Origin of the sequence: Acinetobacter sp. CIP 64.7 (assembly GCF_000369745.1) — a bacterium.
Taxonomy (GTDB): domain Bacteria; phylum Pseudomonadota; class Gammaproteobacteria; order Pseudomonadales; family Moraxellaceae; genus Acinetobacter; species Acinetobacter fasciculus.
Window position 1 is genome coordinate 146,289 of the sequence record NZ_KB850177.1, and the last position, 26,613, is coordinate 172,901.

A 26,613-nucleotide genomic window follows, 5' to 3' on the forward strand; every position below is an offset into this window, starting at 1 on the left:
TGAAATAGATCCTGAAACCGCATGCATACAAGCAGTGGGAGCCGGCTTAGTCCGGTGACTGCGTACCTTTTGTATAATGGGTCAGCGACTTATATTCAGTAGCAAGGTTAACCGCATAGGGGAGCCGTAGGGAAACCGAGTCTTAATAGGGCGTTTAGTTGCTGGGTATAGACCCGAAACCAGGTGATCTATCCATGAGCAGGTTGAAGGTTGGGTAACACTAACTGGAGGACCGAACCCACTGTCGTTGAAAAGCCAGGGGATGACTTGTGGATAGGGGTGAAAGGCTAATCAAACTTGGTGATAGCTGGTTCTCCCCGAAAGCTATTTAGGTAGCGCCTCGGACGAATACCATTGGGGGTAGAGCACTGTTTCGGCTAGGGGGTCATCCCGACTTACCAAACCGATGCAAACTCCGAATACCAATGAGTACTATCCGGGAGACAGACTGCGGGTGCTAACGTCCGTAGTCAAGAGGAAAACAATCCAGACCGCCAGCTAAGGCCCCAAAATTATAGTTAAGTGGGAAACGATGTGGGAAGGCATAGACAGCTAGGAGGTTGGCTTAGAAGCAGCCACCCTTTAAAGAAAGCGTAATAGCTCACTAGTCGAGTCGGCCTGCGCGGAAGATGTAACGGGGCTAAAACTATATGCCGAAGCTGCGGATGCATAATTTATTATGCGTGGTAGGGGAGCGTTCTGTAAGCCGATGAAGGTGGATTGAGAAGTCTGCTGGAGGTATCAGAAGTGCGAATGCTGACGTGAGTAACGACAATGCGAGTGAAAAACTCGCACGCTGAAAGACCAAGGGTTCCAGTCCAACGTTAATCGGGGCTGGGTGAGTCGACCCCTAAGGCGAGGCCGAGAGGCGTAGTCGATGGGAAATTGGTTAATATTCCAATACTTCTGTGTAATGCGATGAGAGGACGGAGAAGGTTAAGTCAGCCTGGCGTTGGTTGTCCAGGTGGAAGGTTGTAGGCATGTATCTTAGGCAAATCCGGGGTGCTCTATGCTGAGAACTGATAGCAAGCTGTACTTGTACAGTGAAGTGGCTGATACCATGCTTCCAGGAAAAGTCTCTAAGCTTCAGTTACACAGGAATCGTACCCGAAACCGACACAGGTGGTCAGGTCGAGTAGACCAAAGCGCTTGAGAGAACTCTGCTGAAGGAACTAGGCAAAATGGTACCGTAACTTCGGGAGAAGGTACGCTGTTGTCTGTGATAGGACTTGCTCCTTGAGCGGGCGACAGCCTCAGAAACCAGGCCCCTGCAACTGTTTATTAAAAACATAGCACTCTGCAAACACGAAAGTGGACGTATAGGGTGTGATGCCTGCCCGGTGCTGGAAGGTTAATTGATGGGGTTAGCGTAAGCGAAGCTCTTGATCGAAGCCCCAGTAAACGGCGGCCGTAACTATAACGGTCCTAAGGTAGCGAAATTCCTTGTCGGGTAAGTTCCGACCTGCACGAATGGCATAATGATGGGGGCGCTGTCTCCAGCAGAGACTCAGTGAAATCGAATTCGCCGTGAAGATGCGGTGTACCCGCGGCTAGACGGAAAGACCCCGTGAACCTTTACTGCAGCTTGACATTGAACTTTGATCTTACTTGTGTAGGATAGGTGGGAGGCTTTGAAGTCGCGACGCTAGTTGCGATGGAGCCGTCCTTGAAATACCACCCTGGTAATATTGAGGTTCTAACTCTGTCCCGTTATCCGGGACGAGGACCATGTCTGGTGGGTAGTTTGACTGGGGCGGTCTCCTCCTAAAGAGTAACGGAGGAGTACGAAGGTGCGCTCAGCGTGGTCGGAAATCACGCGTAGAGTATAAAGGCAAAAGCGCGCTTAACTGCGAGACCCACAAGTCGAGCAGGTACGAAAGTAGGTCTTAGTGATCCGGTGGTTCTGTATGGAAGGGCCATCGCTCAACGGATAAAAGGTACTCTGGGGATAACAGGCTGATACCGCCCAAGAGTTCATATCGACGGCGGTGTTTGGCACCTCGATGTCGGCTCATCTCATCCTGGGGCTGAAGCAGGTCCCAAGGGTATGGCTGTTCGCCATTTAAAGAGGTACGCGAGCTGGGTTTAGAACGTCGTGAGACAGTTCGGTCCCTATCTACCGTGGGCGTTGGAAATTTGAGAGGATCTGCTCCTAGTACGAGAGGACCAGAGTGGACGAACCTCTGGTGTACCGGTTGTCACGCCAGTGGCATCGCCGGGTAGCTATGTTCGGAAGGGATAACCGCTGAAAGCATCTAAGCGGGAAGCCTACCTCAAGATAAGATTTCCCCGAGACTTTATGTCTCCTAAAGAGCCGTTGAAGACTACGACGTTGATAGGTTGGATGTGGAAGCATAGTGATATGTGAAGCTGACCAATACTAATTGCTCGTGAGGCTTGACTATACAACACCCAAACAGTTGTTGTACGAACTTCGAAAGAAGTGAAGCTCGATTGATTCGATATTAAACAAAGTGACTTGATTTAGTTACGCTAAACGAACAAACTACTGCAACTCAGATATACCTGTTAATAACTCATTTGATGAAAGCTAGGCACGAAGAGCACTGCTCTGAGGTTAGACCCAAGCAAATAGTCATAAACAGTTGTGCTGGCGACCATAGCAAGAGTGAACCACCTGATCCCTTCCCGAACTCAGAAGTGAAACCTCTTAGCGCTGATGGTAGTGTGGGGTTACCCATGTGAGAGTAAGTCATCGCCAGCTCATTATTCCAAAATCCCCCTCCGCTAAGGCAGAGGGGGATTTTTTTGTGCGTGGAATTTTAGTCAAATAACAGTTGTTTATGTGCTATTTCGACTGAAACATCACATAAAAAAAAATTGAGAGGCGTATACTGAACCGGTCTATGGAGCGGATATGTCCTCAAATTCATCTTCAAGCCATATTGAATATGGCTCTTCTGCTTTTAAAGCAGTGCTTTTTTCCTTATTTCTTGCTGGCTTTGCCATTTTTTCATCACTGTATTGCGTACAGCCCATGATGCCGATTCTGGCTGATTATTTCCAGGTCAGCCCGACTCAAAGCAGTTTCCCTTTATCTTTTTCTACCATTGCCTTGGCAGTTGGCCTGATTTTTACTGGACTAATATCAGACCGATTCGGTCGTAAGCCGATTATGGTCTGGTCTCTATTTTCAGTCTCAGTATTATTACTATTAAGTGCAATATTGCCGATCTGGTCCGTGTTTCTGACCACACGAGTAATGATTGGATTGACAGTCAGTGGTGTCGCAGCAGTCGCGATGACTTATATCGGGGAAGAAATTGCAGAAAAAGATATCGGTTTTGCCATGGGCTTATATATTTCTGGCACAGCGATAGGTGGTATGGGAGGGCGTTTAATTGCCGGAGTTTTAGTTGATTTTATCTCTTGGCAATCTGCTACTTTGTTGATTGGTATTTTAAATCTCTGTATTGCAGGCTTATTTTATTACCTATTACCCACTTCGCAACATTTTAAAGCCTATCCAATCAAGCTCAATCGTTTTAAAAACTCATTTAGACACAATCTCGCTGATCCGAAACTTCGGGTTTTATTCCTGCAAGGTTTTATCTTGATGGGCTGCTTTGTCTCGGTATTTAATTATCTGAGTTATCGCTTGATCCAAGCGCCATTTGAGTTATCTCATGTCTGGATTGGCGTGATTTCGATTACTTATTTGGCTGGTATTTATAGCTCCCCTCGAGCAGCACACTGGGGACGGCATTACGGAAAATTTAGAATATTGGCAGCCATGATCCTGATGATGCTTGTGGGCTTGTCGCTGATGCTGATCAATCAGTTGGTTGTTGTTTTTACCGGATTGCTGATTTTTACTTTTTCTTTCTTCGCTGCCCATTCTACCGCCAGTAGCTGGGTGTCGATCCAGTCGTTACAGTATCGGGCAGTCGGTTCGTCGCTGTATTTATTTTGCTATTACTTGGGTTCAAGTGTGTTGGGGAGCTCAAGCGGATTGGTGTGGGAAAATTATGGCTGGATAGGATTAACTGTGTTTATTGCCGCGTTATTACTGACGGGTTTGTCATTCAGTTTAAAACTCCGTTCAAATTAGAGATTATTTCCAAGCTTTCCTCCTCATAAATAGAATCAATTTCTTTTTTGAAATATTTAAACTTTAGATTCAAGTGACAAAGAGAGCGCGATTCAGTTAGTCTCTGATTTTGTATAAATTATAATCAAGCAAGCTAGGGCCGATTCATGGTAAAATAATCGGCTTTCATCTTTGATCTTATTTTTAGATCTCCTATCATCTGCCAGCCGAGAATTGCTAGCCATGTCTACTGCTTATACCATGCAGACTGCGCCAAAAGCGTTGTTTGATTACGACAAATATTGGGCGTCTTGTTTTGACCCTGCGCCATTTTTGCCGATGTCACGCGAGGAAATGGATCAACTCGGCTGGGACAGCTGTGATTTTATTTTAGTTTGTGGTGATGCCTATATCGATCATCCGTCTTTCTGTTCAGGCATTATTGGTCGTACGCTAGAAGCACAAGGCTTCCGTGTTGGCATTATTGCACAGCCAGACTGGACCAGCGTGGATGCGTTCCGCGTTTTGGGTAAACCGAATATTGCTTGGGGTGTAACAGCAGGGAATATGGATTCTATGATCAACCGTTATACGGCTGACCGTAAAATCCGTTCTGATGATGCCTATTCACCAGACAATCAGCCAAACAAACGTCCAGACCGTGCGGCAACCGTGTATTGCCAGCGTGTCCGTGAAGCTTATCCAGATGTACCGGTATTGCTCGGCGGTATTGAAGCATCGTTACGTCGTATTGCGCATTATGATTACTGGTCAGACAAAGTGCGTCGTTCAGTCTTGATGGATTCAAAAGCCGATCTTTTAATGTACGGCAATGGCGAACGCTCAATCACTGAAATTATGCATCGTCTGGCACGTGGCGAGAAAATTCACGAGATTACTGATGTTCGCGGTACTGCGTTCATTGTGAATAAACACAACCGTGCCTCTAAAGCCAAATTTGTTGAAATTGCATCGAATGATGTCGATGCCATTGGCCGTGTTGATCCAATTATTAACCCGTATGTCATGACTGAAGATATCGATGGTTGTGAGATTGAACAAGGGAAGGATTCTAGCCAGTATCAAGGTTTCCAAAAAGAACATGTCGCCAATCCGATTGTGCGAGCAGGGGATGACCTAGATCCTGATACGCAAATTGTGCAACTGCAACCGGCTTCTAAAGCGATTAAACATAAGTTACCGCCGCGTGAATTGGCCGTAATCCGTTTGCCTGCTTTTGAAGAAGTTGCTGCAGATCCAGTGCTTTATGCACATGCCAACCGTATTCTGCATCTGGAAACCAATCCGGGAAATGCGCGTGCTATGGTACAAAAGCATGGTGAACGTGATGTCTGGTTGAATGCACCGCCAATTCCGTTGACTACCGAAGAAATGGATTACGTGTTTGACTTGCCTTATGCACGTCTGCCGCATCCTGCTTATGGCAATGCACGTTTCCCGGCATTCGACATGATCAAGTTCTCTGTGAATATCATGCGTGGTTGTTTCGGTGGTTGTACTTTCTGTTCAATCACAGAGCATGAAGGTCGTATTATTCAGAACCGTTCTGAAGAATCAATTTTGCGTGAAGTAGAAAAAATCCGTGATACCGCACCGGGCTTCACGGGTATTATCTCGGACTTGGGTGGCCCAACAGCCAACATGTACCGTTTGGCCTGTAAAGATCCTGAGATTGAAAAGAACTGTCGTAAACCGTCATGTGTATTCCCGGGCGTGTGCCAAAACCTGCATACCGACCATGCGCCATTGACGCAGTTATACCGTAAAGCGCGCTCTTTACCAGGCATTAAAAAGATTCTGATTGGTTCAGGCCTACGTTATGACCTGGCGGTTTTAAACCCTGAATATGTCAAAGAACTTGTAACCCATCATGTGGGTGGTTACTTGAAGATTGCACCTGAGCATACCGAGAAAGGCCCACTCAATAAAATGATGAAGCCGGGTATTGGGACGTATGACCGCTTCAAGCAAATGTTTGATCGTTATAGTAAAGAAGCCGGTAAGGAACAATACTTGATTCCTTACTTCATCGCGGCGCATCCGGGTACCACCGATTACGACATGATGAATCTGGCGATTTGGTTGAAGAAGAATGGTTTCCGTGCTGATCAGGTACAGACCTTCTATCCTTCACCGATGGCGACTGCAACTACCATGTACTACACCGGTAAAAACCCGCTGGCGAAAGTGGCGCGTTATACTGAAAATGTCGACATTGTGAAAGGTGAGAAACGTCGTCGTCTGCACAAAGCTTTCTTGCGTTATCATGATTCAAACAACTGGCCGTTATTGCGTGAAGCCCTGAAAGAAATGGGCCGTCAGGATTTGATTGGTAACTCGAAACAGCATTTGATTCCGACTTATCAGCCTGCAGGCAGTACAGACGGTCAGTATCAATCGGCGCGTAAGAAAAACTCGACGGTTGCAGGTGATTCGCAAAAACGTACCGGTGAGCAAGGGAATCGTAGCAAGGCTGCACAAGCTCAGTCACGTCCTTCAAATACCAAGAAACGTCCTGAACGTGGTCAAATTCTGACCCAGCACACTGGTTTGCCGCCGCGTGAAACAGGCGATGCCAAAAAACCGTTTGGTGGGCCAAAGCCTAAAGCGAAGCCCAAATCACGTGCATAATTAATTTAATAAAAAGACACTTCGGTGTCTTTTTTTAGCTCTTGGGTAAAGTAACGTAGCCTGAGCTTGTCAGTTGAAAGTGTAAAAGAATATATTATTTGAATTAAATTCTTTAAAAAAGTGATATAAAAATAACACTTTGTCGGAATTGTCCTACAGTTGGGCAGATATGTATTGCGGTCAATTCCATGGATGTTTTAGAGTGCATTATCAGTACTTTAAATCCACTTTCATTGGCATCTAGAGAGATGTCACTTTAGGTAACACAGAATCGAGTTTTGATACCAGTTGTATGGGTATTTAAACAGATTGGTTGTTATATCTATTTAAAATAAAGCGTGGGTTTATACTGCACAACAATAAAACAAAAATGATTATAAGAATTCAAGGATTTAGGCATGACCACCTATATTATGATTGGGAGTTTCCTGCTCTTCTGTGTCGTGCTCATGGCATGGAAAAAGCTCGGAAATAATTCCAAACCACAAGACAGTGCGTTAAAGCAACGTGCTATTTTTAACCTGAATGAGCAATTGACCTTCACCCGTTTGAGGGAAGTATTACCTGAATACATCATTTTGGCACATGTTTCCTATGATGCCTTAATGACGACTAAATTTAACCGGACTCGACATAAGTACCGCAACCTGACTGCAGATTTTGTAATTCTGGATCAGCAGCACCAGATTCTAGCCGTGGTGGGAGTAGATGACCCATTAATTTTGAAGCGTCCCCAGCAGACGGGTTTTCAGGATGCATTACTAACCATGGCAGGTTATCGGGTAATTCGTTACGATGATGTGCCAGAATATTATCAGTTGCGCCAGGACTTCTTGCAGGAGCAAGCGCAAATGCAGAAAATGCCCAAATATACAGTTAGCAATGATCTGAAAAAATATTATTTATATTCGGATTTAGAGCGCAGTAAAATCAAAGCAGTCGGTTAAAACAAAAAGGCATGCCAGAAGCATGCTTTTTTTTATGAATATCGATCTTGAAACATTATTTCGGTTTAACCGCCACGACAGTCAGTTCGACCAATACCCGTGGATCATAGAGTTTTGCTTCGACACAGGTACGAGGCAGGGCTTCGATATCAGCGACCCAGGCATCCCAGACTTCATTGAAGGCTGCATAATCTTTTTCAATGTCTTTCAAATAGATAGTTACCGACATGATGTGACTTTTGTCGGTACCGGCATCTGTCAGAAACTGGTCAATAATATCTAAAGTCTGTTGGGTTTGCCCTTTAATATCCAGTTCAACATCTGTGGCCAGCTGGCCGGCAAGATGTACCAGATTACCGGCAATAGCAATTTCCGAAAAGCGTTTCGATACGTGTAAACGTTCAACTGTCATGTTGTTCATCCTGAGTTTTGGGCATCAGGGCTGCGACCAATGCAGTCAGCAGACAACCCACCGCCAGATAGATGGCTACATAATGCCATGAACCATCCGCCCAAATCACCAGTGCCGCTGCAATAAATGGGGTAAAACCCCCACCAATGATACTCGCCACCTGATAACCAACTCCGGCACCGCTGTAGCGGTATTCTGTGCCAAACAAGGAGGTGAAAATCGGTTGATGGACACTAACCACCATATCGTGTGCGATATTCGCCAGTAAAATTGCCCCGACGATAATCATCCAGGTGTTTTGTGCATCGAGTGCCATAAAGAAGGGAAAGGCTGAAAGCGCACCAATCAAACCACCCCAGACACACATTTTCTGATGATTGAATTTATCCGCCAGCCAGGCAAAAAATGGAATACTGAAACAGCTAATAGCTCCGACCATCAGGGTGATATTCAGGAAGAACTGTTTATCCATGCCCAGATTACTGGTCGAATAGTTCAGGGCAAAGTTGGTAACCAGATACATGGTCAGCAATTCGGTTAGACGTAAGGCAATGATATAAAAGAAAGCTTTAGGATGTTTGCTAATGGCCTGCAAGATTGGCAGTTTTTCTGGCTGATGGTCTGCTTTCACCACCTTTTCCACAAACTCTTGAGATTCATCCTGATCACGGCGGATCCACATCGCCACAGCTAACAGTACGATGCTGGCCAGAAAGGGAATACGCCATGCCCACTCGGCAAAGGCTTCTTCACCCAGTGTCGCAAGTATAATCGACACTGCACCCGTCGCCAGAACCAGACCGACGCCGTAACCGACCTGAACGCCACTGCTATAAAAGGCCTTTTTTCCTTTTGGTGCATTTTCTACGGCCATGAGGGCTGCGCCGCCCCATTCACCACCGACAGCAAAGCCTTGCAAGGCACGGCAAAACACCAGCAGCACCGGAGCCCACCAGCCAATTGCTTCAAAATTTGGCAGCAGGCCAATCCCGACCGTGGAAATTCCCATCAGGATTACCGTAAGTACCAGCATTTTTTTACGGCCAAGCTTGTCACCAAAGTGACCAAATACCACACCGCCTAAAGGACGAAACAGGAAGCCGACCCCAAAGGTGGCCAGTGCCGCCAGGGTGCCCATATTCTCGCCAATACTGGGAAAAAACTGATCTTTAAAAATTAAGGCTGCAACAATGCCGTAAAGGAGAAAATCATACCAATCGACAACAGCACCAACAAAACTAGATAGCGCAGCTTTACGTGCGCGTTGTTCTTGAACAACAGAAGAATTTACAGAAGACATGCAGGAGGGAATTCCATGAGTTACATCAGAGTTGCCCTGCAATATTCGGATTTGATCGTCACGCTAATCACAGGACAGCATGCTGAAAGTAAAGGTGATTTTCAGCATCTCAGCACATACATGGATAATGCATTGCGCAGATAGAGTACTCTAAAAAATCAAAATGTAAAAACAAAGTTGCCGTATTTTTAAACTAATGCCTAAAACGTGATCAAAAACAGTTTAAAGCAGCAATAACTGAGTTTCAGTCTCGGGGACGCTGAGCTGATACACGCCGACGCCGATCAGCCGAAATTGCATCTGTGGGGCAATATGCAGCTCGTCGAGCAGTAAGTCCAAGGCTTGGGCTAATTCCTGTGGACTACGCAGCACCTGTTTAAAACTTTTACTGTGTTGCATCACCTGAAAGTTCTTGAGTTTTAATTTGACCGTAACGCCGCGAGCCGAAAGCTGTTTCTTTTGCAGGCTTTGCCATACTTGTCCAAGTAAAGGTTCCCAATAGGGGCGACATTGGTTTAGATGCAGGTCATCATCAAAAGTGGTTTCTTTGGAAATTTGCTGGCGTTCCCGTTCTACTTCGACCGGTCGTTCATCAATGCCTTGAGCATATAAAAATAGCCGCCGTCCATATTTGCCAAAATGTTGAATGAGCAAGGCTTCATCAATTTGCTGTAAATCGCCTAAAGTTTCTAAATTCAGGCTTTTTAGTTTTTCTTGGGTGACTTTACCCACACCGGGAATTTTTTTCAGGGGCAGATTCTGGATAAATCCCTGAACTTGTGACGGCCTAATCACACAGATCCCATTCGGTTTGTGCCAGTCCGAAGCAATTTTAGCGAGAAACTTATTGGGCGCTACACCAGCAGAAGCGGTTAATCCGGTGGCTTGAAAAATATCCTCGCGAATTCGCATGGCGACTTCGGTAGCACTTGGGATTTGTTTTAAATTCTCTGTGACATCTAGAAAGGCTTCATCCAGAGACAGTGGCTCAATCAGGGAAGTATATTGCTGGAAGATCTGATGAATCTGTGCCGATACCTGCCGATATTTGGCAAAATCCGGCTCAATCACGATGACCTGAGGACATAGTTTGCGCGCCTGTCCCATGGACATGGCAGAGCGCAGGCCATAAACCCGTGCTGGATAGGAGGCAGCCGCGACCACCGCCCGAGGATGATGCGAGGCTATCACCACAGGTAGGTCTTTCAATTCTGGACGTTCACGCAGCTCTACCGAGGCATAAAACGCATCCATATCGATATGAATAATTTTGCGCATGTTCGCTATCTTAAGGGGCTTTAATCGGATTGGGAAGCGACGGCTGCGTTGAGTAAATAGGGCTGCGGTCCGCTGAGTAGAACGACTTTTGTCCCTTATGCTTCAGCAGCTTGAATCAGAAGTTGCAAACTTTTTGGAGTATCATCGGCAAGACGGGGTAAAAATTGCAGGGGCTGCTTTAAAGGCTGAAAAAAATCATCCCAATGCACCGGAATCACCACTTTGGGCTTGAGCAGGTTCAGGGTTTCAGCCAGATATTGTTGCTGATAGGCAGAAGATTGTCTGGAAAGCTGGGCGATGCCTAAAAACAGGGTGTCGACTTTCAGATGCTGCAATTGCTCTAGAATAAATCCGGTACTGGCCTTGACCAGAATTTTATGTCCCGCATGCTCAATCAGGTAATCGAAACTGCCACCTTCCTTAAATTCGGAAAATTTAGCTGGCAGAGCTAAAGGTTGGAGTAACTCTTCGCCTAAATCATCATTTACCGCTGTGGGCGGGGTATGTTGTGAGGGAATTGCTGTGATTTGAAAATGCCCCCAGTGCTGTACTTGCCCAGGCTTAACCAGCTGTAATTGCTGTGGAGTAACTTTGGGATTTGCCCGGGCGATATTCAGGGTGCTAGGCGAACCGACGACAGCAGTTTTGGGAAGTATTTCCAGTAAGGCCGGTACATCCAGAACATGATCATAATGCGAGTGAGTGACCAGAATGGCTTGGGTTCGGCTCAATTCATGGCGTTGCACCAATTGTTCAAGGAGTAGCCTGTCACTTTGAATAGGACGGCTAAGCACTTGCCATAACGACGGCCGGCTAAAGAAACCATCGATCAGAATCTGATCGTGGCCATCATCGAGTAACAGGGTGGACACACCAAAAAATCTAACGGTGAGACCATGAATGGATGTACCGGTTTTCGGCTGCCAAGCTTTAAAGTCGCTGAGTTTTCCTGAAGCTTGCAACAGATAAGCCAGCATACCCGCGATGAGCAGGAGTAGAATCACCAGACCGAGTAAAACGCCTTTTATCCATTTCAATCTTTTTATTTCCTTGTTGTTTTGTTTTTATAAAGAATTTTTTTTCAGGCGCTCAACTTTATTTCGCTTGATTCTCAGATGAAGGTACTGCAATCGCATTCTTCCTGAGAAAATCCAGCCACTGCTGTTCTGAGCCATAAAAAACATTCAGGTCTACCAGTGTGGTAATACCGGGAATTTTACCCTGACTGGTATGTTGCCAAAATAGCCACTCTGGCTGATCTTTTAAATCAGGTAGACCCTTATATTCACGTACCCAGAGTGGTACATCAGGAAAATGCCCTGCCAGTACAATATTATAAAAAGCTTTAGAAATATAGAAAATCGGCTGCTTGCCATAATGCTTTTTCAGGGCATCGTGCATCACCTGAATTTCGTTTAAGAGCTGCTCTTTAGAATAGGTATTGATACAGTTGCTGTCATATTCCAAATCAATCACTGGCGGTAAGGCATCCGGTTTATTCGGGACAGCATCGATAAAGTTCTGTGCCTGAATGCTGCCATCGCGGCAGAGGCGGTAGAAATGATAGGCACCGACCAAAAAGCCGCGTTCACGTGCTTTCAACCAATTTTCCTGAAAACGGGTATCTTTAAAATCACCGCCTTCAGTGGCTTTCAGATAAACAAAATGGTATTTTTCAGGCGAAATCTGCTGCCACTGAATCTCTTTCTGATGGTGCGATACATCAAAACCCTGGATCGGATAATCAGCTGCATGGGCAGAGGGTGCTTTCATCAGGCATAGATAGATCATGGCGCTAGCGATCACAGTGATCAGAATGCCCAGCCCAATCAAGAGCGATTTATTAGCTCTGTTCGGAGCCTGATTTTTTTGCATTTCCAGTCCTTGCCTATATGTGATTTAGCCTAAAACTTACAATCAGCCCGAAGTGAATAGATCGCATCAGACCGGGGTATTTTTAGGAATATGCCAGAAAATATAGGCCGCGATAATATTGATACAGCCTAAACAGATCAGTGACACATGAAAAGCAGCCACCAGATTGTTGGCGCCGTAATAGGCACTCAGCATGTTTACCAATGTTCCTGCCAGCGCCACCCCGATACTCATCGATAGCATCATGATCATCGACAGGAAACTGTTGCCGCTACTGGCATCCTGCTGGCTTAAGTCCTTTAAGGTCAGGGTATTCATCGACACGAATTGCAGTGAATTTAAAATGCCGAAGATGAAGAAATGAATCGCACGGAGCCAGATCGGAGTTTCCGCCGTGGTCAGGGCAAAACTGGCAATACACAGACCCACCAGCAAAGTATTGACCAGTAATACCCGGCGATAGCCAAAACGCTGAATGATGTTGCGGATAATCGGTTTGGAGGCCAGCGAACCGAGCACAGTCGGAATCATCAATAAACCGGTAATAAAGGGTTCGAAACCGAAAGCCACCTGCAACATCAGCGGCAGTAAAAACGGAATTGAGTTGCCGCCGAGACGGGCAAAAAAATTACCCAAAATACCAATCGCATAAATTTTATTTTTAAACAGCCGGCTGCGAAACAGGGCATTGCTATGCGTATGCGAATGATAGGCATAAATCAGGGTGGCCAATAAACCGACCAAAATTAGGCTCAGGCTCCACCACAGCGAGTTTTGTGGACTGGCAAAATTTTCAATTCCCAGACAGAGGCCCACCATGGCCACGACCAGCAAGATAAAGCCCCAATAATCAAAGCGGGCGACTGTAGGTTCAAGTACATTCGGCATGGCCTTAAAGGTAATCAGCGCGCCCAGTAAGCCAATCGGTAAATTGATCAGGAAAATCCAGTGCCAGGACAGGTATTCTACCATCCAACCACCTAGGGTCGGGCCAATCAATGGACCAATCAGACCGGCCAGACTCATCAGGCTCATGGCGGCCAGAAACTGGGTACGGGGAATGATCTTTAGCATCGCCAAACGGCCGACTGGCAGCAATAATGCACCCCCTATCCCTTGAAAGATCCGGTACACCAATAATTCATTCAGGTTACTTGACCAGGCACAGCCCAAAGAGGCCAAAGAGAAAATAATAATTGCAGCAAAATAGGTATTTCTGACCCCGAACCGGTCTGCCAGCCAGCCACTTAAGGGAATGCAGGCCGCTACAGACAGCACATACGCCACGACCACACTGTGCATGCGTAGCGGATCTTCCTGCAAATTTTGGGCAATTGCAGGTAGGGCCGTATTAATAATGGTGGTATCCAGCCCCTGCATAAAAAAGCCAATCGAGACCAACAAGACCAGCAGTCTGAACTCAGGATCTAAGGCTTGATGCGTAGGCGTGGCATTCATAATTCTGGAAAACTGAAAATTTTGAATAGTTTAAAGGAATCAGCCGAGTCTGTCGTATATAAAGCGTTTCAACTTTTATGCGGTGTTGTGTCAAGGAACTGCAACCGATCTGTCATGGCACTGCAATGCTCTGGTTATAAATTGGTCACGAATTCTTCATGATAGATCAACAAAAAAATGAAATTAAAATCATTGATAGTGGCCATGCTGGCTGTGGGGATGGTGGCATGTGGGAGTGAGAATGAAACACCGGTTCCAATCGTCGAGGCTACACCGAACTCGATCGAGTTAAGCAAATTAGCCGCTTATGAATCGGGTGTGTTTGCGCAAAGTGCTGCAGAAATTCCGGCCTTTGATACCGAGAGTCAACGCCTATTCGTGGTCAATGCCAAAGAAGGCGTATTGGATGTGCTGGATTTAAGTCAACCTGATCAGCCGAAAAAAATAACTTCTATCAAGGTAGATGATATTGCGCCAGAGGCTGAGGTCAACAGTGTCGCGGTACACAATGGCATTGTCGCCATTGCGATTCAGGCTGCTGTGAAAACTGATCCTGGCTATGTGGCCTTATATCAGGCCAAAGACCTGAGCAAGCTGGCACATGTGCAGGTGGGCGCCTTGCCGGACATGCTGACTTTCACACCGGATGGTCAAACTTTGCTGGTGGCCAATGAAGGCGAGACTTCCGATGATTATCAGGTCGATCCAGAAGGTTCAGTGTCTGTCATTAGTCTGGCCAATTTAAAAGCCCCGATCGTTCGTACAGCAGACTTTAAGGCCTTTAATGGACGGGAAGCAGCATTGCGTGAACAGGGCATCCGCATTTTCGGACCAAAGGCCAGCGCAGCTCAGGATTTTGAACCTGAGTACATCACTGTTTCAAAAGATGGAAAAACCGCCTGGGTTACCTTACAGGAAAACAATGCCTTGGCCAAAATTGATGTGGCTGCTGCCAAAGTACTCGCTGTTTATCCATTTGGCTTCAAAGATCATGGCATAAATGGTCACGGCCTGGATGTCAGCGATGCGGATGGTGTCGACGGTAAAGGCAAAATCAATATTCAAACTTGGGCCAATGTCCGTGGCTTATATATGCCAGATGCGATTGCAAGTTTCGAGGTCGCGGGCAAAACCTATATTGTGTCTGCCAATGAAGGCGATGCCCGTGCCTGGGGTGAAAACAATCCTGCATATTTCAATAACGATACCAGCCAGGGCTTTGTAGAAGAATGGCGGGTGAAACACTTGGTCCATGCCAAAGGTTTTGACCGCCGTTTGGGTGATGATTTACCAGCCCATCTTCGGGTATTGGCCAAAGGTGCAGAACTCAATCCGGCTAACTTTGCCTACTGCGGTGCTATTGCAGGGGATGCCAAAGACTGCCGTGAAGATCATCTGCTGGGCCGGTTAAATATTAGTTGGACCGAAGGCTATCAAAAAAATGCCGATGGTACAGCCAAACTGAATGAACGGGGCAATCTGGTCTATGATCATTTATATAGTTTTGGTACACGCTCGGTCAGTATCTGGGTGGAAAATGATCAGCAGACCGGTTTAGAACTGGTATGGGATTCGGGCGATCAGTTTGAGCAATATATTGCCAAACATCATCCTGAGATTTTCAACTTTAATCATGAAGAAGCTGGGCTGGATAATCGCAGTGACAATAAAGGGCCGGAACCTGAAGGGGTGACCTTGGGGCAGATTGGTCAAAAAACCTTTGCCTTTATTGGTCTGGAGCGTGTCGGTGGCATCATGGTCTATGATGTGTCTACACCTGCATCACCAGTCTTTGTGCAATATATTAATTCACGTGATTTTAAAGCGACCACAGCGCAGATTGAAATGGGACAAGCCGGTGATTTAGGACCGGAAGGTTTGGTATTTATCCCCGCCAAAGACTCCCCGAATAAGAAACCCCTCCTGGTGGTCGGCCATGAAGTCAGTGGCAGCACCACGATTTATCAAGTAAATCTCAAGTAACCAAAAGCTTTTAGATTCAGGGCACTTCGGTGCTCTTTTTTGTAAGGTGACCGCATATATGACATTTTTGTCATTAAAATGAAATAAAACCGTCATAATCTTGGGCCAACTTTTCAGCACTGCTGAAATCTCCTCGCGTATAGGTTTGTTTTTATGACAATCGAGATTTTGATGGTGATCGGCTTTTGTTTAGCCGCTTACTCTATTGTCGGAAATGATGTACCTCAAACCCTAGGGACATTTATTTCTTCGAATTCACATCGCCCATGGTGGGTGTTGTGGATTTATATCAGCTCAATTTTAATTGTCGTATTGGTCTATGGTTGGTATGCATCTGGGGTGGGTGATGCCTCATACGGTCGTTTAGAAACGATTCCTTTCCCTGAAGGTGGCATTACCTGGCTGTACATTGTGCCGCCAATTCTGCTGTTACTACTGACCAAATACGGGATTCCAGTCAGTACCACTTTCCTGGTGCTTACGATTTTCTCTCCTGCCAGCTTAGGCTCGATGATGGTCAAATCGATGATGGGCTATGCGGTGGCCTTTGTGGTGGCGATTGTCATCTATCGTTTTGTGGTCAAGCAGCTGGCACGCCATTTTGCCAAGACACGTCATCAGGAACACTCCAAGGTCTGGATGGGCTTGCAGTGGGTCTCTACCGGTTTCCTGTGGAGCCAATGGCTGATTCAGGATCTGGCTAACATCTTCGTGTACGTGCCACGTCAGGTGCCGTTTGAATTCCTGATGTTTGCGATTACGGTATTCGTAGTGTTGCTGGGCGTAATTCTGTATCAACGTGGCGGGGCGATCCAGAACATTGTCGACACCAAAACCGGTGTGACCGACATTCGTGCTGCAACGATTATCGACTTCATGTATGCCATTATCCTGTTAGTTTTTAAAGAGTGGAGCAACATTCCAATGAGTACCACCTGGGTATTCCTGGGCTTACTCGCAGGTCGTGAATTTGCCATGTCGATGATTCTGGATGAAGTCAACAAACATCGTACTTCACGTAATGTCAGTGCAGATGCCATGAAACTAATGTTCGGTCTGGCCATGTCGGTCATTCTGGCAACAACTTTGCCGATGTTTTATGACTTTGTGACGAATTATGGTCAATAAGTCCTGATATTAAAAATCCAAGAAAAAAGCGAGCTAGGTGCTCGCTTTTTTCTTGCTTGAGAAATTTAGACCACAAATCTTTGTGGATGGCCTAAATTGGTTAAAGTTGTATAAATTTCTTCTTCGTGTTCGCAAATGATCAGCTTGGCGCGATGCTGTGGCGGTAAGAAACCATCTTCAACTGCACGGTCCAGTTGCGCAATCAAGGCATCATAGAAACCATTCACGTTATACAGCATCATCGGTTTCTGGTGCTGGTTCAGCTGCCCCCAGGTGGCAATTTCCAGAATTTCCTCAAACGTGCCCAGTCCACCCGGTAGTGCTACAAAGGCACAGGCCCGCTCAGCCATCATAGCCTTGCGTTGATGCATGCTGGTCACCACATGTAATTCAGTGAGCTGGTTATGGGCAATTTCATAATCCAGCATAAATTCGGGAATCACCCCAACGGCTTCACCGCCGTGCTGGATCATGGCATCCGCGACCTGTCCCATCAGGCCGATACTGGCGCCACCATAGACCAGTCCGAAACCATGTTCTGCCAGTCCTTGCGAGAGATGAATGGCTTTTTCTAAATAAACCGGTTTGTTGCCTGCACGTGAACCACAATAGAGTGCCACTAGAGGGCGAGTTGTTTTTGGGGAGTTTTCTTTAAAATAATCTGTCATTTGAATTACGCTTTGCATTTATTTTCTTCACCTTATCATTTTTCTTTCTTGTGACTCTAGCTTAATTAATAAATATGACAATTCTGTGAGCAGCTGCATTTTCACTGCATTACAGCCAGGCAAAATTCATCGATAAACAGCCATGAAAAAGGGTGAATTTCAAATTGATCTTGCTATACTGAAAATTGGTTTCACAACAATAGAACGACGATGGGTAGTGGTAGTTGGCCGTTTAACTTTATAAATCTACGCCAAATAATTGATCTTATTCAATATAAAAAATTCTGTTTTGCTGTGTCACAGCGTCAGGTGATTCCATGCTGCAGTCCTGAGCTTCAGGAGCCAAGCGTATGATCTTTGAATGGATGTCAGACCCTTCAGCCTGGGTCGGTTTACTCACGTTAATTGTTCTTGAGATTGTACTCGGGATCGACAATCTGGTTTTTATTGCCATTTTGGCGGAAAAACTGCCCCCGGAACAACGTAATACCGCGCGGATTGTCGGCTTAATGCTGGCCCTGCTGATGCGTTTGATCTTGCTGGCCTCGATTGCCTGGGTGGTGACCCTCACCGATCCACTATTCCACATCTTTGATCATGCCTTCTCGGGCCGCGATCTGATTCTATTGTTTGGTGGGGTATTCCTGCTGTTCAAAGGCACCATGGAACTGCATGAGCGTCTGGAAGCCAAACCGGTCATCAAAGAAGAAAATCCGGTCCATGCGGTATTCTGGATGGTGATTGTCCAGATCGTGGTGCTGGATGCCGTTTTCTCATTAGACAGCGTGATTACTGCGGTTGGTATGGTCAAAGACCTGTCAGTGATGATGATTGCCGTGATTATTGCCATCGGGATTATGCTCTGGGCATCCAAAGCCCTGATGGATTTCGTCAACAGGCATCCGACCGTGGTGATTCTGTGTCTGGGCTTCCTGATGATGATCGGGTTCTCGCTGGTGGTCGAAGGCTTTGGTTTCCATATTCCGAAAGGTTATTTATATGCTGCGATTGGTTTCTCGGTCATTGTCGAATTTATTAACCAGACCATGAAACGCAATCAGGAAAAAATGGTGACCACCACGGATATGCGCTACCGTACTGCTTCAGCAGTGATGCGGATGCTCGGTGGTAAACCTGCCCAGGACAATGATTCGTCCGAGCCGGAAGATGTTCTGGCGACGCGTGCCTTTGCTGATGAAGTCTTTAATGATGACAACGGTATCTATCATAGTGTCATGGTGCAGGGTGTACTGGGTCTGTCTGAACGTCCGGTCAAATCGGTAATGACCCCACGTCCTGAACTGGAATGGATTGATCTGGATAATGATGCCGACAGTATTAAAGAACAGTTATTGCAGATGAGTCATTCACGTCTGATCGTTGCACGTGGTGAACTGGACAATATTGCCGGGGTGGTACTGACCCATAAAGTCCTGAATGAATACATTGAAACAGGGGTGCTGGATTTTGAAAAGCACTTACGTGAACCGGTGATCGTGCATGAAAATGCCCAGGTACTGATGGTGATGGAGCAATTGCGTCAGGCTCCATTGCAGATGGCGATTGTCCTGAATGAATATGGTTCGATTGAAGGGATTGCCACCCCAATTGATGTACTGGAAGCGATTGCTGGTGAATTCCCGGATGAAGATGAGCTGCAAGCCGCCGCAGAAAGCCTGGAAGATGGCAGCCTGATTCTGGATGGTTCCACCGATATTCGTCATGTTTCCTTGCTGCTGGATCGTGATTTGGTCAATGAAACCGAAGAATATTCGACTTTATCTGGTTATGTATTGTTCCATATGGCACGTTTACCACATAGCGGTGAAAAGTTTGAAGCAGATGGGCATATCTTTGAGGTCGTGACGATGGACGGTCATAAGATCGATAAAGTGCATATCATTCCGCAGCTTCCTGCACAGGACTAGATTCTAGCCAAGGTTTGGCCTGTAAAGTTTGCTAAAATAGCCCGCATTGTCGGGCTATTTTTATGGAACTGAAATGTCAGAAGCATGTCCATGTGGACAAGGCGAATATCACAGTTGTTGTCAGCCACTGCATGTAGGGCAAAAGGTCGCAGAGACTGCACAGCAACTCATGCGTTCCCGTTACAGTGCCTTCGCCAAGCATGAAATCGATTACATCAAAACCACGACTGCGCTGGGTCAGCAACAAGCGCTGGACCTGCAGGCAATTAGTGAATGGAGTAAAGCCAATCAATGGTTAAAGCTTGAAATTGTTCAAGCCAATGAAAAACTAGATAAAAATCATGCCTTGGTCGAGTTTAAGGCACATTATCATGATGGCAAGCAGGCACAGGTGCATCATGAAGCTTCGCATTTTGTGAAGTTTGAAGGTCGCTGGTATTTTCTGGATCCGACTACAGACCATAACATCACCATGAAACAGGCCTGCATTTGTGGTTCGGGGAAAAAATTTAAGCAATGTTGTGCCGGATTCTTATAACTTTCACACAGATTTAGCTTAGAATAGCCGCCATCTCATAGCCTCAGGTGGAAGCAGGGCGATGTTACTGACCGTCATCTATATTATTGCAATTACCGCTGAAGCCATGACCGGGGCACTGTCCGCTGGCCGGCGCAGCATGGACTGGTTTGGCGTGATGATTATTGCCTGTGTCACGGCACTGGGCGGTGGTTCGGTCCGTGATGTTCTGCTCGGACATTATCCCTTGACTTGGGTCAAACATCCCGAATATCTGGTGCTGACCTGTTGCGCCGCCTTCGTCACCATCCTGATTGCCAAATGGATGCGACAGTTACGTAATGTCTTCCTGGTACTGGATGCCTTGGGGCTCATTGGCTTTACCATTATTGGCTGTCAGATTGCCCTGGAAATGGGACATGGTTTTGTGGTCAGCGCCGTTGCGGGTGTCTTGACCGGTGTGTCTGGCGGGATTTTGCGTGATATTTTATGTAATGACGTACCGCTGGTGTTCCGCCGTGAACTGTATGCCAGTATTGCCTTTGTTTCAGTGATCTTTTACTGGCTCTGTAGTCACTACGGCTTGTCGCAGGATCTGACCATTCTGTCTACCCTGATCTTTGGTTTTAGCTTACGTCTGATCGCCATCTATTTTGGTCTGGAAATGCCAAAATTCATTTATAAAGATGATGATGAGCACTCGGCATCTTCCAAAGACGAATCTTAATTTTTAAATGTATAAAGTGCGGCAATAAAAATAGCCGCATTCAGCTCAATTCGTAGTATAAAAAATATAAAGCAGCCCACCTGTTGAGAAAGCAGCATCTCCCGTTCCACCTGATCAGAGATTTTTGTTATGGATTTAGTTTCTCGCATACAACGCTTACCGATTGGTAGGTTTCACTACACCTTGCTGGTCGTGATTGGACTGGGCTGGATGTTTGATGCGATGGATACCGGATTGATTTCCTTTATCCTGGCAAAAATGGCTGAAGACTGGCAGATGACTGCCGATCAAAAAAGCTGGGTGGTGTCGATCGGTTTTGTCGGCATGGCGATCGGGGCGATTTGTTCAGGTGGCCTGGCAGACCGTTTTGGCCGTAAAACAGTCTTTGCTGCGACCCTGGTCATTTATAGCCTGGCCACTGCAGCTTGTGCTTTTGCACCGGATCTGACCTGGCTGCTGGTATTCCGTTTTATCGTCGGTTTGGGCTTGGGTGGTCAGCTACCCGTGGCCGTAACGCTGGTCAGTGAATATATTCCTGCGCATGTACGTGGCCGTTTTATTGTCTTGCTGGAAAGTTTTTGGGGGCTGGGCTGGCTGGTCGCGGCGCTAGTATCGCGCTTTATCATTCCAGATTTTGGCTGGCAAACCGCTTTCATGATTGGTGGCCTGCCTGCGCTGTATGCCATCGTGATCTGGAAAATGGTGCCGGAATCTATTCCTTTCCTGATTAACCGTGGCCGTATAGAGGAAGCTTCGGCACTGGTGAAAAAGATTGAGCGTCAATGTGGCGTTCAAGTCTATGAAATTTTTGAAGTGAAACCGGTCGCAGAGAAGCAGAATATTTCATTTTCCCAGTTATGGTCGGGTATCTTTGCGCGCCGTACGCTTATGCTCTGGCTGATCTGGTTCGGTATTATCTTTTCCTATTATGGCATCTTTACCTGGTTGCCAAGTTTACTGGTCAAAGAAGGCTATAGCATTGTCCAGTCTTTTGAATATGTGCTGATTATGATTCTGGCGCAGTTGCCCGGTTATCTGGTGGCGGCATGGCTGGTCGAAAAACTCGGTCGTAAGCCGACTTTGGCCGGCTTTATTGGCATGTGCGCGATTTCTGCCTATTTCTTTGGTCAGTCGGGTAGTGTTACTGAAATCGTGATTTGGGGCTGTCTGATGTCCTTCTTTAATCTGGGTGCCTGGGGCGTACTCTATACTTATACGCCGGAACAATATCCGACCAATATCCGTGCCTTTGGTTCAGGCTGGGCCGGGGCTGTTGGCCGGATTGGCGGTATCGCGGCACCTTTTGCTGTAACCCATCTGATGGGTATGCCGAATGGCTTTAGCTATGTCTTTACCATGTTTACGGCAGTTCTGGTCGCTGTCGCGATTGTGATTCTGGTCTTGGGTGAAGAAACCAAAGGCAAGACCCTCGAATCGATGGGCTTATAAAGGGAATGATTTTTTAGTTGCTTAGGGCCTATAAAGTGGATATTTTTAGGCCATAAGACACAAATTGTCGCGCTGAACGATTTGATGCCCTTGTGTCATCTACAGCCACGACTTAGCATAAGAAACATTGATACAAAAACGAATTATTTAGGACTATAGGTTGTTATGACAAGCCTTGCGCATCATGCGACAGAAAACCGCTCCGTAGCAGAATTTACCGAACAAGCTTATCTGAATTACGCCATGTACGTGATTATGGATCGGGCACTCCCTCATATTAGCGATGGCCTGAAACCGGTACAGCGCCGGATTGTCTATGCCATGAGTGAGCTGGGCCTGAAATGGACCAGCAAACCAAAGAAATCGGCACGTACAGTCGGTGACGTACTGGGTAAATACCATCCGCATGGTGACTCGGCCTGTTATGAAGCCATGGTGCTGATGGCACAGCCCTTTAGTTATCGTTACCCGTTTATTGAAGGGCAGGGCAACTGGGGTTCACCAGATGATCCAAAGTCTTTCGCAGCGATGCGTTATACCGAAGCCAAGCTTTCCCAGTACAGTGAACTATTACTGTCTGAACTGGGACAGGGCACCTGTGAATGGCAGGACAACTTTGACGGTTCGATGAAAGAACCGGTGAACTTGCCGGCACGTGTACCGAACATCTTGCTGAATGGCACCACTGGTATTGCTGTCGGTATGGCCACAGACATTCCACCGCATAACCTGCGTGAAGTGGTCAAAGGGACGATTGCGCTAATTCGTAATCCGAACCTGACCGATGAAAAAATCGCAGAATATATTCCTGCGCCAGACTTGCCGACCAAAGCCGAAATTATCACCCCGCCTGCTGAACTGTTAAAAATTCAGACCACAGGTCGTGGCAGTTATCGCATGCGTGCGGTCTATAGCGTCGATAAAAACGAAATTATCATTACCGAACTGCCATATCAGGTCTCAGGCTCCAAAATCATCACCCAGATTGCCGATCAGATGCAGGCCAAAAAACTGCCACTGGTCAGTGATGTACGGGATGAATCGGATCATGCCAATCCAACCCGTTTAGTCATTGTTCTGCGTTCGAATCGTATTGATGCCGAATCGGTGATGAGTCACTTGTTTGCCACCACCGATCTGGAATCCAGTTATCGTGTCAATATGAACATGATTGGTGCCGATGGCCGTCCACAGGTGAAATCAATTCGTTGTATTTTGCTGGAATGGATTGAAATCCGTAAAACCACGGTAACACGCCGTCTGCAATATCATCTGAACAAGATCGAAAAACGCCTACATATTCTCGGCGGTCTGATCATTGCTTATCTGAATATTGACGAAGTGATTCAGATTATTCGTGAAGAAGATCAGCCAAAACCAGTTTTGATGCAGCGTTTTAATATTGACGAGATTCAGGCCGAAGCGATTCTGGAACTGAAATTGCGTCATTTAGCCAAGCTTGAAGAAATGGAAATGCGCCGTGAGCAGGAAGAACTGGAAGCAAAAGCGGCAGTAATTCGTGAACAACTGGCCAATCCGGAATCTTTAAAAAGCCTGATCATTTCTGAACTGAAAGACGATGCCAAGAAATTTGGTGATGATCGCCGTTCGCCAATCGTACAGCGTGCCGAAGCTGCTGCAATTAATGAAACTGAAATGTTGCCGGCCGATCCGGTAACGGTGGTGTTATCAGAAGCTGGCTGGATTCGCTGTGCCAAAGGTCATGAAGTCGATGCAGAAAATCTGAATTTCCGTGCCGGTGATCAGTACTTGAGTCATGCACAGGGCAAATCCAATCAACGCGTTTATGTATTAGATGACACTGGCCGTAGCTATGCCTTGGCCATCAACACATTGCCATCCGCACGTGGTCTCGGTGAGCCGCTCAGTTCAAAACTGTCTCCTGGCAGTGGGGTGGGTTTTAAACAGGTTCTGGTGGCAGAGGATGAAACTGAAATTCTAGCAGCAAGCAACAAAGGCTATGGCTTTAAAACCCAGGCCAAGCAGCTGGATACCAGTGCCAAAGCCGGGAAAGCTTTCCTGAATTTATCTGAAGGGGCAGAGGTCATGAACCTGCAGCCACTCGATGATGCCACGCATGTTGCACTGCTCAGTTCGGCAGGACGCCTGTTGATTGTCGATTTAGCAGAATTACCTGTATTGAACAAAGGTAAAGGAAATAAATTGATACAACTTGAAGATGGTGATCAAATTTTGTCCATGACAATATTGAAGCTTGATGAAATAATTCAAGTGCTTGCAGGACAACAGCAGTTAAAATTAAAAGGGGATGATTTGCGCAAATATATCGGCAAGCGCGGTGCAAAAGGACAGCTTTTACCACGCGGATATCAAAAAGCAAATAAACTGTTGATTCAAAGATAAGACTAGCATCCATCCTGCGAAATACGTTATATATGAACAACGATTCAACAAGATGGATGCAATATCGCACATATACAAGTCTAAAAATGGCGTGTGATATTGAAAAAAACAGTTGAAATACTAAGGATTATGATTGGAGAGATGGCCATTATGGAAAAAATTTGGTTTGCTGAATACCAAAAAACAGGGATTCCAGAAACAGTAGAATTACCAGCAGAAAATACTTCTCTAGTAGATGTTTTTGAGCGTAATTTCCAAAAATTCGGCTCGCGTGATGCCTTTATCTTTATGGATAAGGCCATGACTTTCAATGAATTGGAAGAGGCGAGCCGCAAGTTTGCAACTTATCTACAAAGCTTGGGGTTGGCAAAAGGTTCACGTGTGGCAGTAATGATGCCAAACGTTCTTCAGTATCCGGTTGTGGCACTTGGGGTGTTCCGCGCAGGTTTGGTACTGGTCAATGTGAATCCACTCTATACATCACGTGAACTTGAGCATCAATTGAATGATTCAGGCGCTGAAGTGCTAGTGATTATTGAGAACTTTGCTTCTGTTTACCAAGCAATTATTGGTAAAACACCAGTGAAGCATGTCGTGGTAGCTTCTGTCGGTGACATGCTGGGTGCCTTGAAAGGGACACTGGTGAACTTTGTATTGCGTTCTGTGCGCAAACAAATTCCAGCGTGGGATATTCCAGGCCATGTGAGATTCAATGCGGCCTTGTCTAAAGTTAATCCAAGTAACTATAAACGCCCTGAATTGACCCTTAGCGATACAGCAGTTCTTCAGTACACAGGTGGTACGACGGGTGTATCTAAAGGTGCTGAACTGACACATCGTAACCTGGTTGCGAACATGTTGCAGTGTGACGGTATTTTCCAGAGCAAATTTGGTGCGCAAGATGGTCAGCCAGATGACCGTATTTTCTGTGCTTTGCCGCTTTATCATATCTTTGCATTCATGGTATGCGCACTTTACGGTATGTACAAAGGTCAGGCGAATGTTCTGATTCCAAACCCGCGTGATTTACCTGCGGTGATGAAAGAGCTACGTAAATACCAGCCGACTTTCTTCCCGGCAGTGAACACACTTTTCAATGCGCTGGTAAACAATGAAGAGTTCAAGCAACTTGATCATAGCAAATTGAAAATGGCGATGGGCGGCGGTATGGCCGTACTTCCTTCTACCGCAGCAGCATGGAAGAAAGTTACCGGAACCAATATCGTTGAAGGTTATGGCTTGTCTGAAACTTCTCCGGTGGCAACAGCAAACCCACCTGCGTCTGAAGAATTCAGTGGCACTATTGGCATTCCATTGCCATTGACTGAAGTGGCTATTCTGGATGATGAAGGCAATGAAGTTCCACTGGGTGAGCAAGGTGAAATTTCAATCCGTGGTCCTCAGGTCATGAAAGGCTACTGGAACCGTCCAGATGAAACTGAAAAGGTCATGGTGAATGGCTTCTTCCGTACCGGTGATATCGGTGTTATGGATTCACGTGGTTATGTGAAAATTGTAGATCGTAAGAAAGACATGATTCTAGTGTCTGGTTTTAACGTCTATCCATCTGAGATTGAAGAGGTTGTAGCAACTCATCCAAAAGTACTGGAAGTGGCTGCGATTGGTGTGCCAGATGAAAAATCGGGTGAAGTGCCAAAACTGTTTGTTGTGAAAAAAGATCCGTCTTTAACCACAGAAGAAGTTTTAGCATTCGCTAAAGAAAACCTGACCGGTTATAAACGTCCACGTTATGTCGAGTTTATGGATGAATTGCCAAAATCCAACGTAGGTAAAATCCTGCGTAAAGATTTACGTAAAACAGCCTAATACCTGTAAGAAAAAAAAGCGCCATCAG

Annotated in this window: 18 protein-coding genes, 2 rRNA genes and 1 pseudogene; 14 read left to right on the top strand and 7 right to left on the bottom strand. The window is 46.2% G+C overall.

Translation table 11 applies throughout. The features are described 5' to 3' along the window. The 5 genes from F890_RS17830 to F890_RS00730 all read left to right on the top strand — a co-directional run bounded on the left by F890_RS17830 (position 1) and on the right by F890_RS00730 (position 7,650). Positions 1-2,405 (top strand): 23S ribosomal RNA (locus F890_RS17830). Between the two features lie 205 nt (positions 2,406-2,610). After that, positions 2,611-2,725, top strand: a 5S ribosomal RNA gene (rrf, locus tag F890_RS00715). A 153-nt stretch (positions 2,726-2,878) separates the two neighbouring features. Then, the gene (locus tag F890_RS00720) at positions 2,879-4,072 is read left to right on the top strand and encodes an MFS transporter (RefSeq protein ID WP_005265471.1); all 1,194 of its coding nucleotides are present in this window, start codon (positions 2,879-2,881) and stop codon (positions 4,070-4,072) included. Between the two features lie 222 nt (positions 4,073-4,294). Continuing rightward, positions 4,295-6,703, top strand: a complete 2,409-nt coding sequence (locus F890_RS00725; RefSeq protein ID WP_005265472.1) for a YgiQ family radical SAM protein — start codon at positions 4,295-4,297, stop codon at positions 6,701-6,703. A 398-nt stretch (positions 6,704-7,101) separates the two neighbouring features. After that, positions 7,102-7,650: a DUF2726 domain-containing protein gene (locus F890_RS00730; protein WP_004732580.1), complete on the top strand. Its 549-nt coding sequence runs from the start codon at positions 7,102-7,104 to the stop codon at positions 7,648-7,650. Between the two features lie 55 nt (positions 7,651-7,705). Here F890_RS00730 and F890_RS00735 read toward each other — a convergent pair whose 3' ends face one another. Then, entirely contained in the window at positions 7,706-8,062 is a 357-nt protein-coding gene (locus F890_RS00735; RefSeq protein ID WP_005265473.1) for a RidA family protein, read from the bottom strand. Then, a complete protein-coding gene (shiA, locus tag F890_RS00740; protein WP_005265475.1) occupies positions 8,052-9,362 on the bottom strand; it encodes a shikimate transporter in 1,311 nt (436 codons plus the stop codon). Before shiA ends, F890_RS00735 begins: the two co-directional genes overlap by 11 nt. Positions 9,363-9,377: 15 nt before the next feature. Here shiA and F890_RS19185 point away from each other — a divergent pair, with 15 nt between their 5' ends. Beyond that, positions 9,378-9,506, top strand: a complete 129-nt coding sequence (locus F890_RS19185; RefSeq protein ID WP_004732574.1) for a hypothetical protein — start codon at positions 9,378-9,380, stop codon at positions 9,504-9,506. A gap of 78 nt (positions 9,507-9,584) precedes the next feature. Here the strand turns inward: F890_RS19185 and dinB are convergent, their stop codons facing one another. The 4 genes and pseudogenes from dinB to mdtD all read right to left on the bottom strand — a co-directional run bounded on the left by dinB (position 9,585) and on the right by mdtD (position 13,973). Continuing rightward, positions 9,585-10,640: a DNA polymerase IV gene (gene dinB / locus F890_RS00745; protein ID WP_005265476.1), complete on the bottom strand. Its 1,056-nt coding sequence runs from the start codon at positions 10,638-10,640 to the stop codon at positions 9,585-9,587. A 20-nt stretch (positions 10,641-10,660) separates the two neighbouring features. Further along, positions 10,661-11,677 (bottom strand): annotated as a pseudogene (locus tag F890_RS00750) (MBL fold metallo-hydrolase). 58 nt (positions 11,678-11,735) lie between these two features. Further along, positions 11,736-12,515, bottom strand: coding sequence for a glycoside hydrolase family 25 protein (locus F890_RS00755; RefSeq protein ID WP_005265478.1), 780 nt, complete (start codon positions 12,513-12,515; stop codon positions 11,736-11,738). A gap of 66 nt (positions 12,516-12,581) precedes the next feature. Then, complete coding sequence (gene mdtD / locus F890_RS00760; protein ID WP_005263996.1) at positions 12,582-13,973, bottom strand: multidrug transporter subunit MdtD; 1,392 nt, start codon at positions 13,971-13,973, stop codon at positions 12,582-12,584. Between the two features lie 177 nt (positions 13,974-14,150). Here mdtD and F890_RS00765 point away from each other — a divergent pair, with 177 nt between their 5' ends. Next, positions 14,151-15,956: a choice-of-anchor I family protein gene (locus F890_RS00765; RefSeq protein ID WP_017398063.1), complete on the top strand. Its 1,806-nt coding sequence runs from the start codon at positions 14,151-14,153 to the stop codon at positions 15,954-15,956. A gap of 153 nt (positions 15,957-16,109) precedes the next feature. Then, positions 16,110-17,084, top strand: coding sequence for a hypothetical protein (locus F890_RS00770; RefSeq protein ID WP_004732558.1), 975 nt, complete (start codon positions 16,110-16,112; stop codon positions 17,082-17,084). A 65-nt stretch (positions 17,085-17,149) separates the two neighbouring features. Here F890_RS00770 and F890_RS00775 read toward each other — a convergent pair whose 3' ends face one another. Continuing rightward, the gene (locus F890_RS00775; RefSeq protein ID WP_004281026.1) at positions 17,150-17,770 is read right to left on the bottom strand and encodes an LOG family protein; all 621 of its coding nucleotides are present in this window, start codon (positions 17,768-17,770) and stop codon (positions 17,150-17,152) included. 332 nt (positions 17,771-18,102) lie between these two features. On the opposite strand from F890_RS00775, the gene F890_RS00780 reads away from it, so the two are divergent. From F890_RS00780 to F890_RS00805, 6 genes are all read left to right on the top strand, one after another. Beyond that, positions 18,103-19,680: a TerC family protein gene (locus F890_RS00780; RefSeq protein ID WP_005263986.1), complete on the top strand. Its 1,578-nt coding sequence runs from the start codon at positions 18,103-18,105 to the stop codon at positions 19,678-19,680. A gap of 73 nt (positions 19,681-19,753) precedes the next feature. Beyond that, positions 19,754-20,218, top strand: coding sequence for a YchJ family protein (locus F890_RS00785; protein ID WP_005263978.1), 465 nt, complete (start codon positions 19,754-19,756; stop codon positions 20,216-20,218). A gap of 61 nt (positions 20,219-20,279) precedes the next feature. After that, entirely contained in the window at positions 20,280-20,924 is a 645-nt protein-coding gene (locus F890_RS00790; RefSeq protein ID WP_004644893.1) for a trimeric intracellular cation channel family protein, read from the top strand. 129 nt (positions 20,925-21,053) lie between these two features. After that, on the top strand, positions 21,054-22,373 hold the full coding sequence (locus F890_RS00795; RefSeq protein WP_004644895.1) for a niacin transporter NiaP: 1,320 nt from the start codon (positions 21,054-21,056) through the stop codon (positions 22,371-22,373). A gap of 165 nt (positions 22,374-22,538) precedes the next feature. After that, positions 22,539-24,758, top strand: a complete 2,220-nt coding sequence (gene parC / locus F890_RS00800; RefSeq protein WP_005263975.1) for a DNA topoisomerase IV subunit A — start codon at positions 22,539-22,541, stop codon at positions 24,756-24,758. A gap of 150 nt (positions 24,759-24,908) precedes the next feature. Then, entirely contained in the window at positions 24,909-26,585 is a 1,677-nt protein-coding gene (locus tag F890_RS00805; protein WP_005101517.1) for a long-chain-fatty-acid--CoA ligase, read from the top strand. Positions 26,586-26,613 lie beyond the last annotated feature (28 nt).

Bases quoted from the DNA above. Each gene is read 5' to 3' on its own strand.
- F890_RS00765 (WP_017398063.1), top strand. From the start codon at position 14,151: ATGAAATTAAAATCATTGATAGTGGCCATGCTGGCTGTGGGGATGGTG.
- F890_RS00770 (WP_004732558.1), top strand. From the start codon at position 16,110: ATGACAATCGAGATTTTGATGGTGATCGGCTTTTGTTTAGCCGCTTAC.
- F890_RS19185 (WP_004732574.1), top strand. From the start codon at position 9,378: ATGAGTTACATCAGAGTTGCCCTGCAATATTCGGATTTGATCGTCACG.
- parC (WP_005263975.1), top strand. From the start codon at position 22,539: ATGACAAGCCTTGCGCATCATGCGACAGAAAACCGCTCCGTAGCAGAA.
- F890_RS00730 (WP_004732580.1), top strand. From the start codon at position 7,102: ATGACCACCTATATTATGATTGGGAGTTTCCTGCTCTTCTGTGTCGTG.
- F890_RS00780 (WP_005263986.1), top strand. From the start codon at position 18,103: ATGATCTTTGAATGGATGTCAGACCCTTCAGCCTGGGTCGGTTTACTC.
- mdtD (WP_005263996.1), bottom strand. From the start codon at position 13,973: ATGAATGCCACGCCTACGCATCAAGCCTTAGATCCTGAGTTCAGACTG.
- F890_RS00775 (WP_004281026.1), bottom strand. From the start codon at position 17,770: ATGCAAAGCGTAATTCAAATGACAGATTATTTTAAAGAAAACTCCCCA.
- F890_RS00720 (WP_005265471.1), top strand. From the start codon at position 2,879: ATGTCCTCAAATTCATCTTCAAGCCATATTGAATATGGCTCTTCTGCT.
- F890_RS00790 (WP_004644893.1), top strand. From the start codon at position 20,280: ATGTTACTGACCGTCATCTATATTATTGCAATTACCGCTGAAGCCATG.
- F890_RS00795 (WP_004644895.1), top strand. From the start codon at position 21,054: ATGGATTTAGTTTCTCGCATACAACGCTTACCGATTGGTAGGTTTCAC.
- F890_RS00725 (WP_005265472.1), top strand. From the start codon at position 4,295: ATGTCTACTGCTTATACCATGCAGACTGCGCCAAAAGCGTTGTTTGAT.
- F890_RS00805 (WP_005101517.1), top strand. From the start codon at position 24,909: ATGGAAAAAATTTGGTTTGCTGAATACCAAAAAACAGGGATTCCAGAA.
- shiA (WP_005265475.1), bottom strand. From the start codon at position 9,362: ATGTCTTCTGTAAATTCTTCTGTTGTTCAAGAACAACGCGCACGTAAA.
- F890_RS00735 (WP_005265473.1), bottom strand. From the start codon at position 8,062: ATGACAGTTGAACGTTTACACGTATCGAAACGCTTTTCGGAAATTGCT.
- dinB (WP_005265476.1), bottom strand. From the start codon at position 10,640: ATGCGCAAAATTATTCATATCGATATGGATGCGTTTTATGCCTCGGTA.
- F890_RS00785 (WP_005263978.1), top strand. From the start codon at position 19,754: ATGTCAGAAGCATGTCCATGTGGACAAGGCGAATATCACAGTTGTTGT.
- F890_RS00755 (WP_005265478.1), bottom strand. From the start codon at position 12,515: ATGCAAAAAAATCAGGCTCCGAACAGAGCTAATAAATCGCTCTTGATT.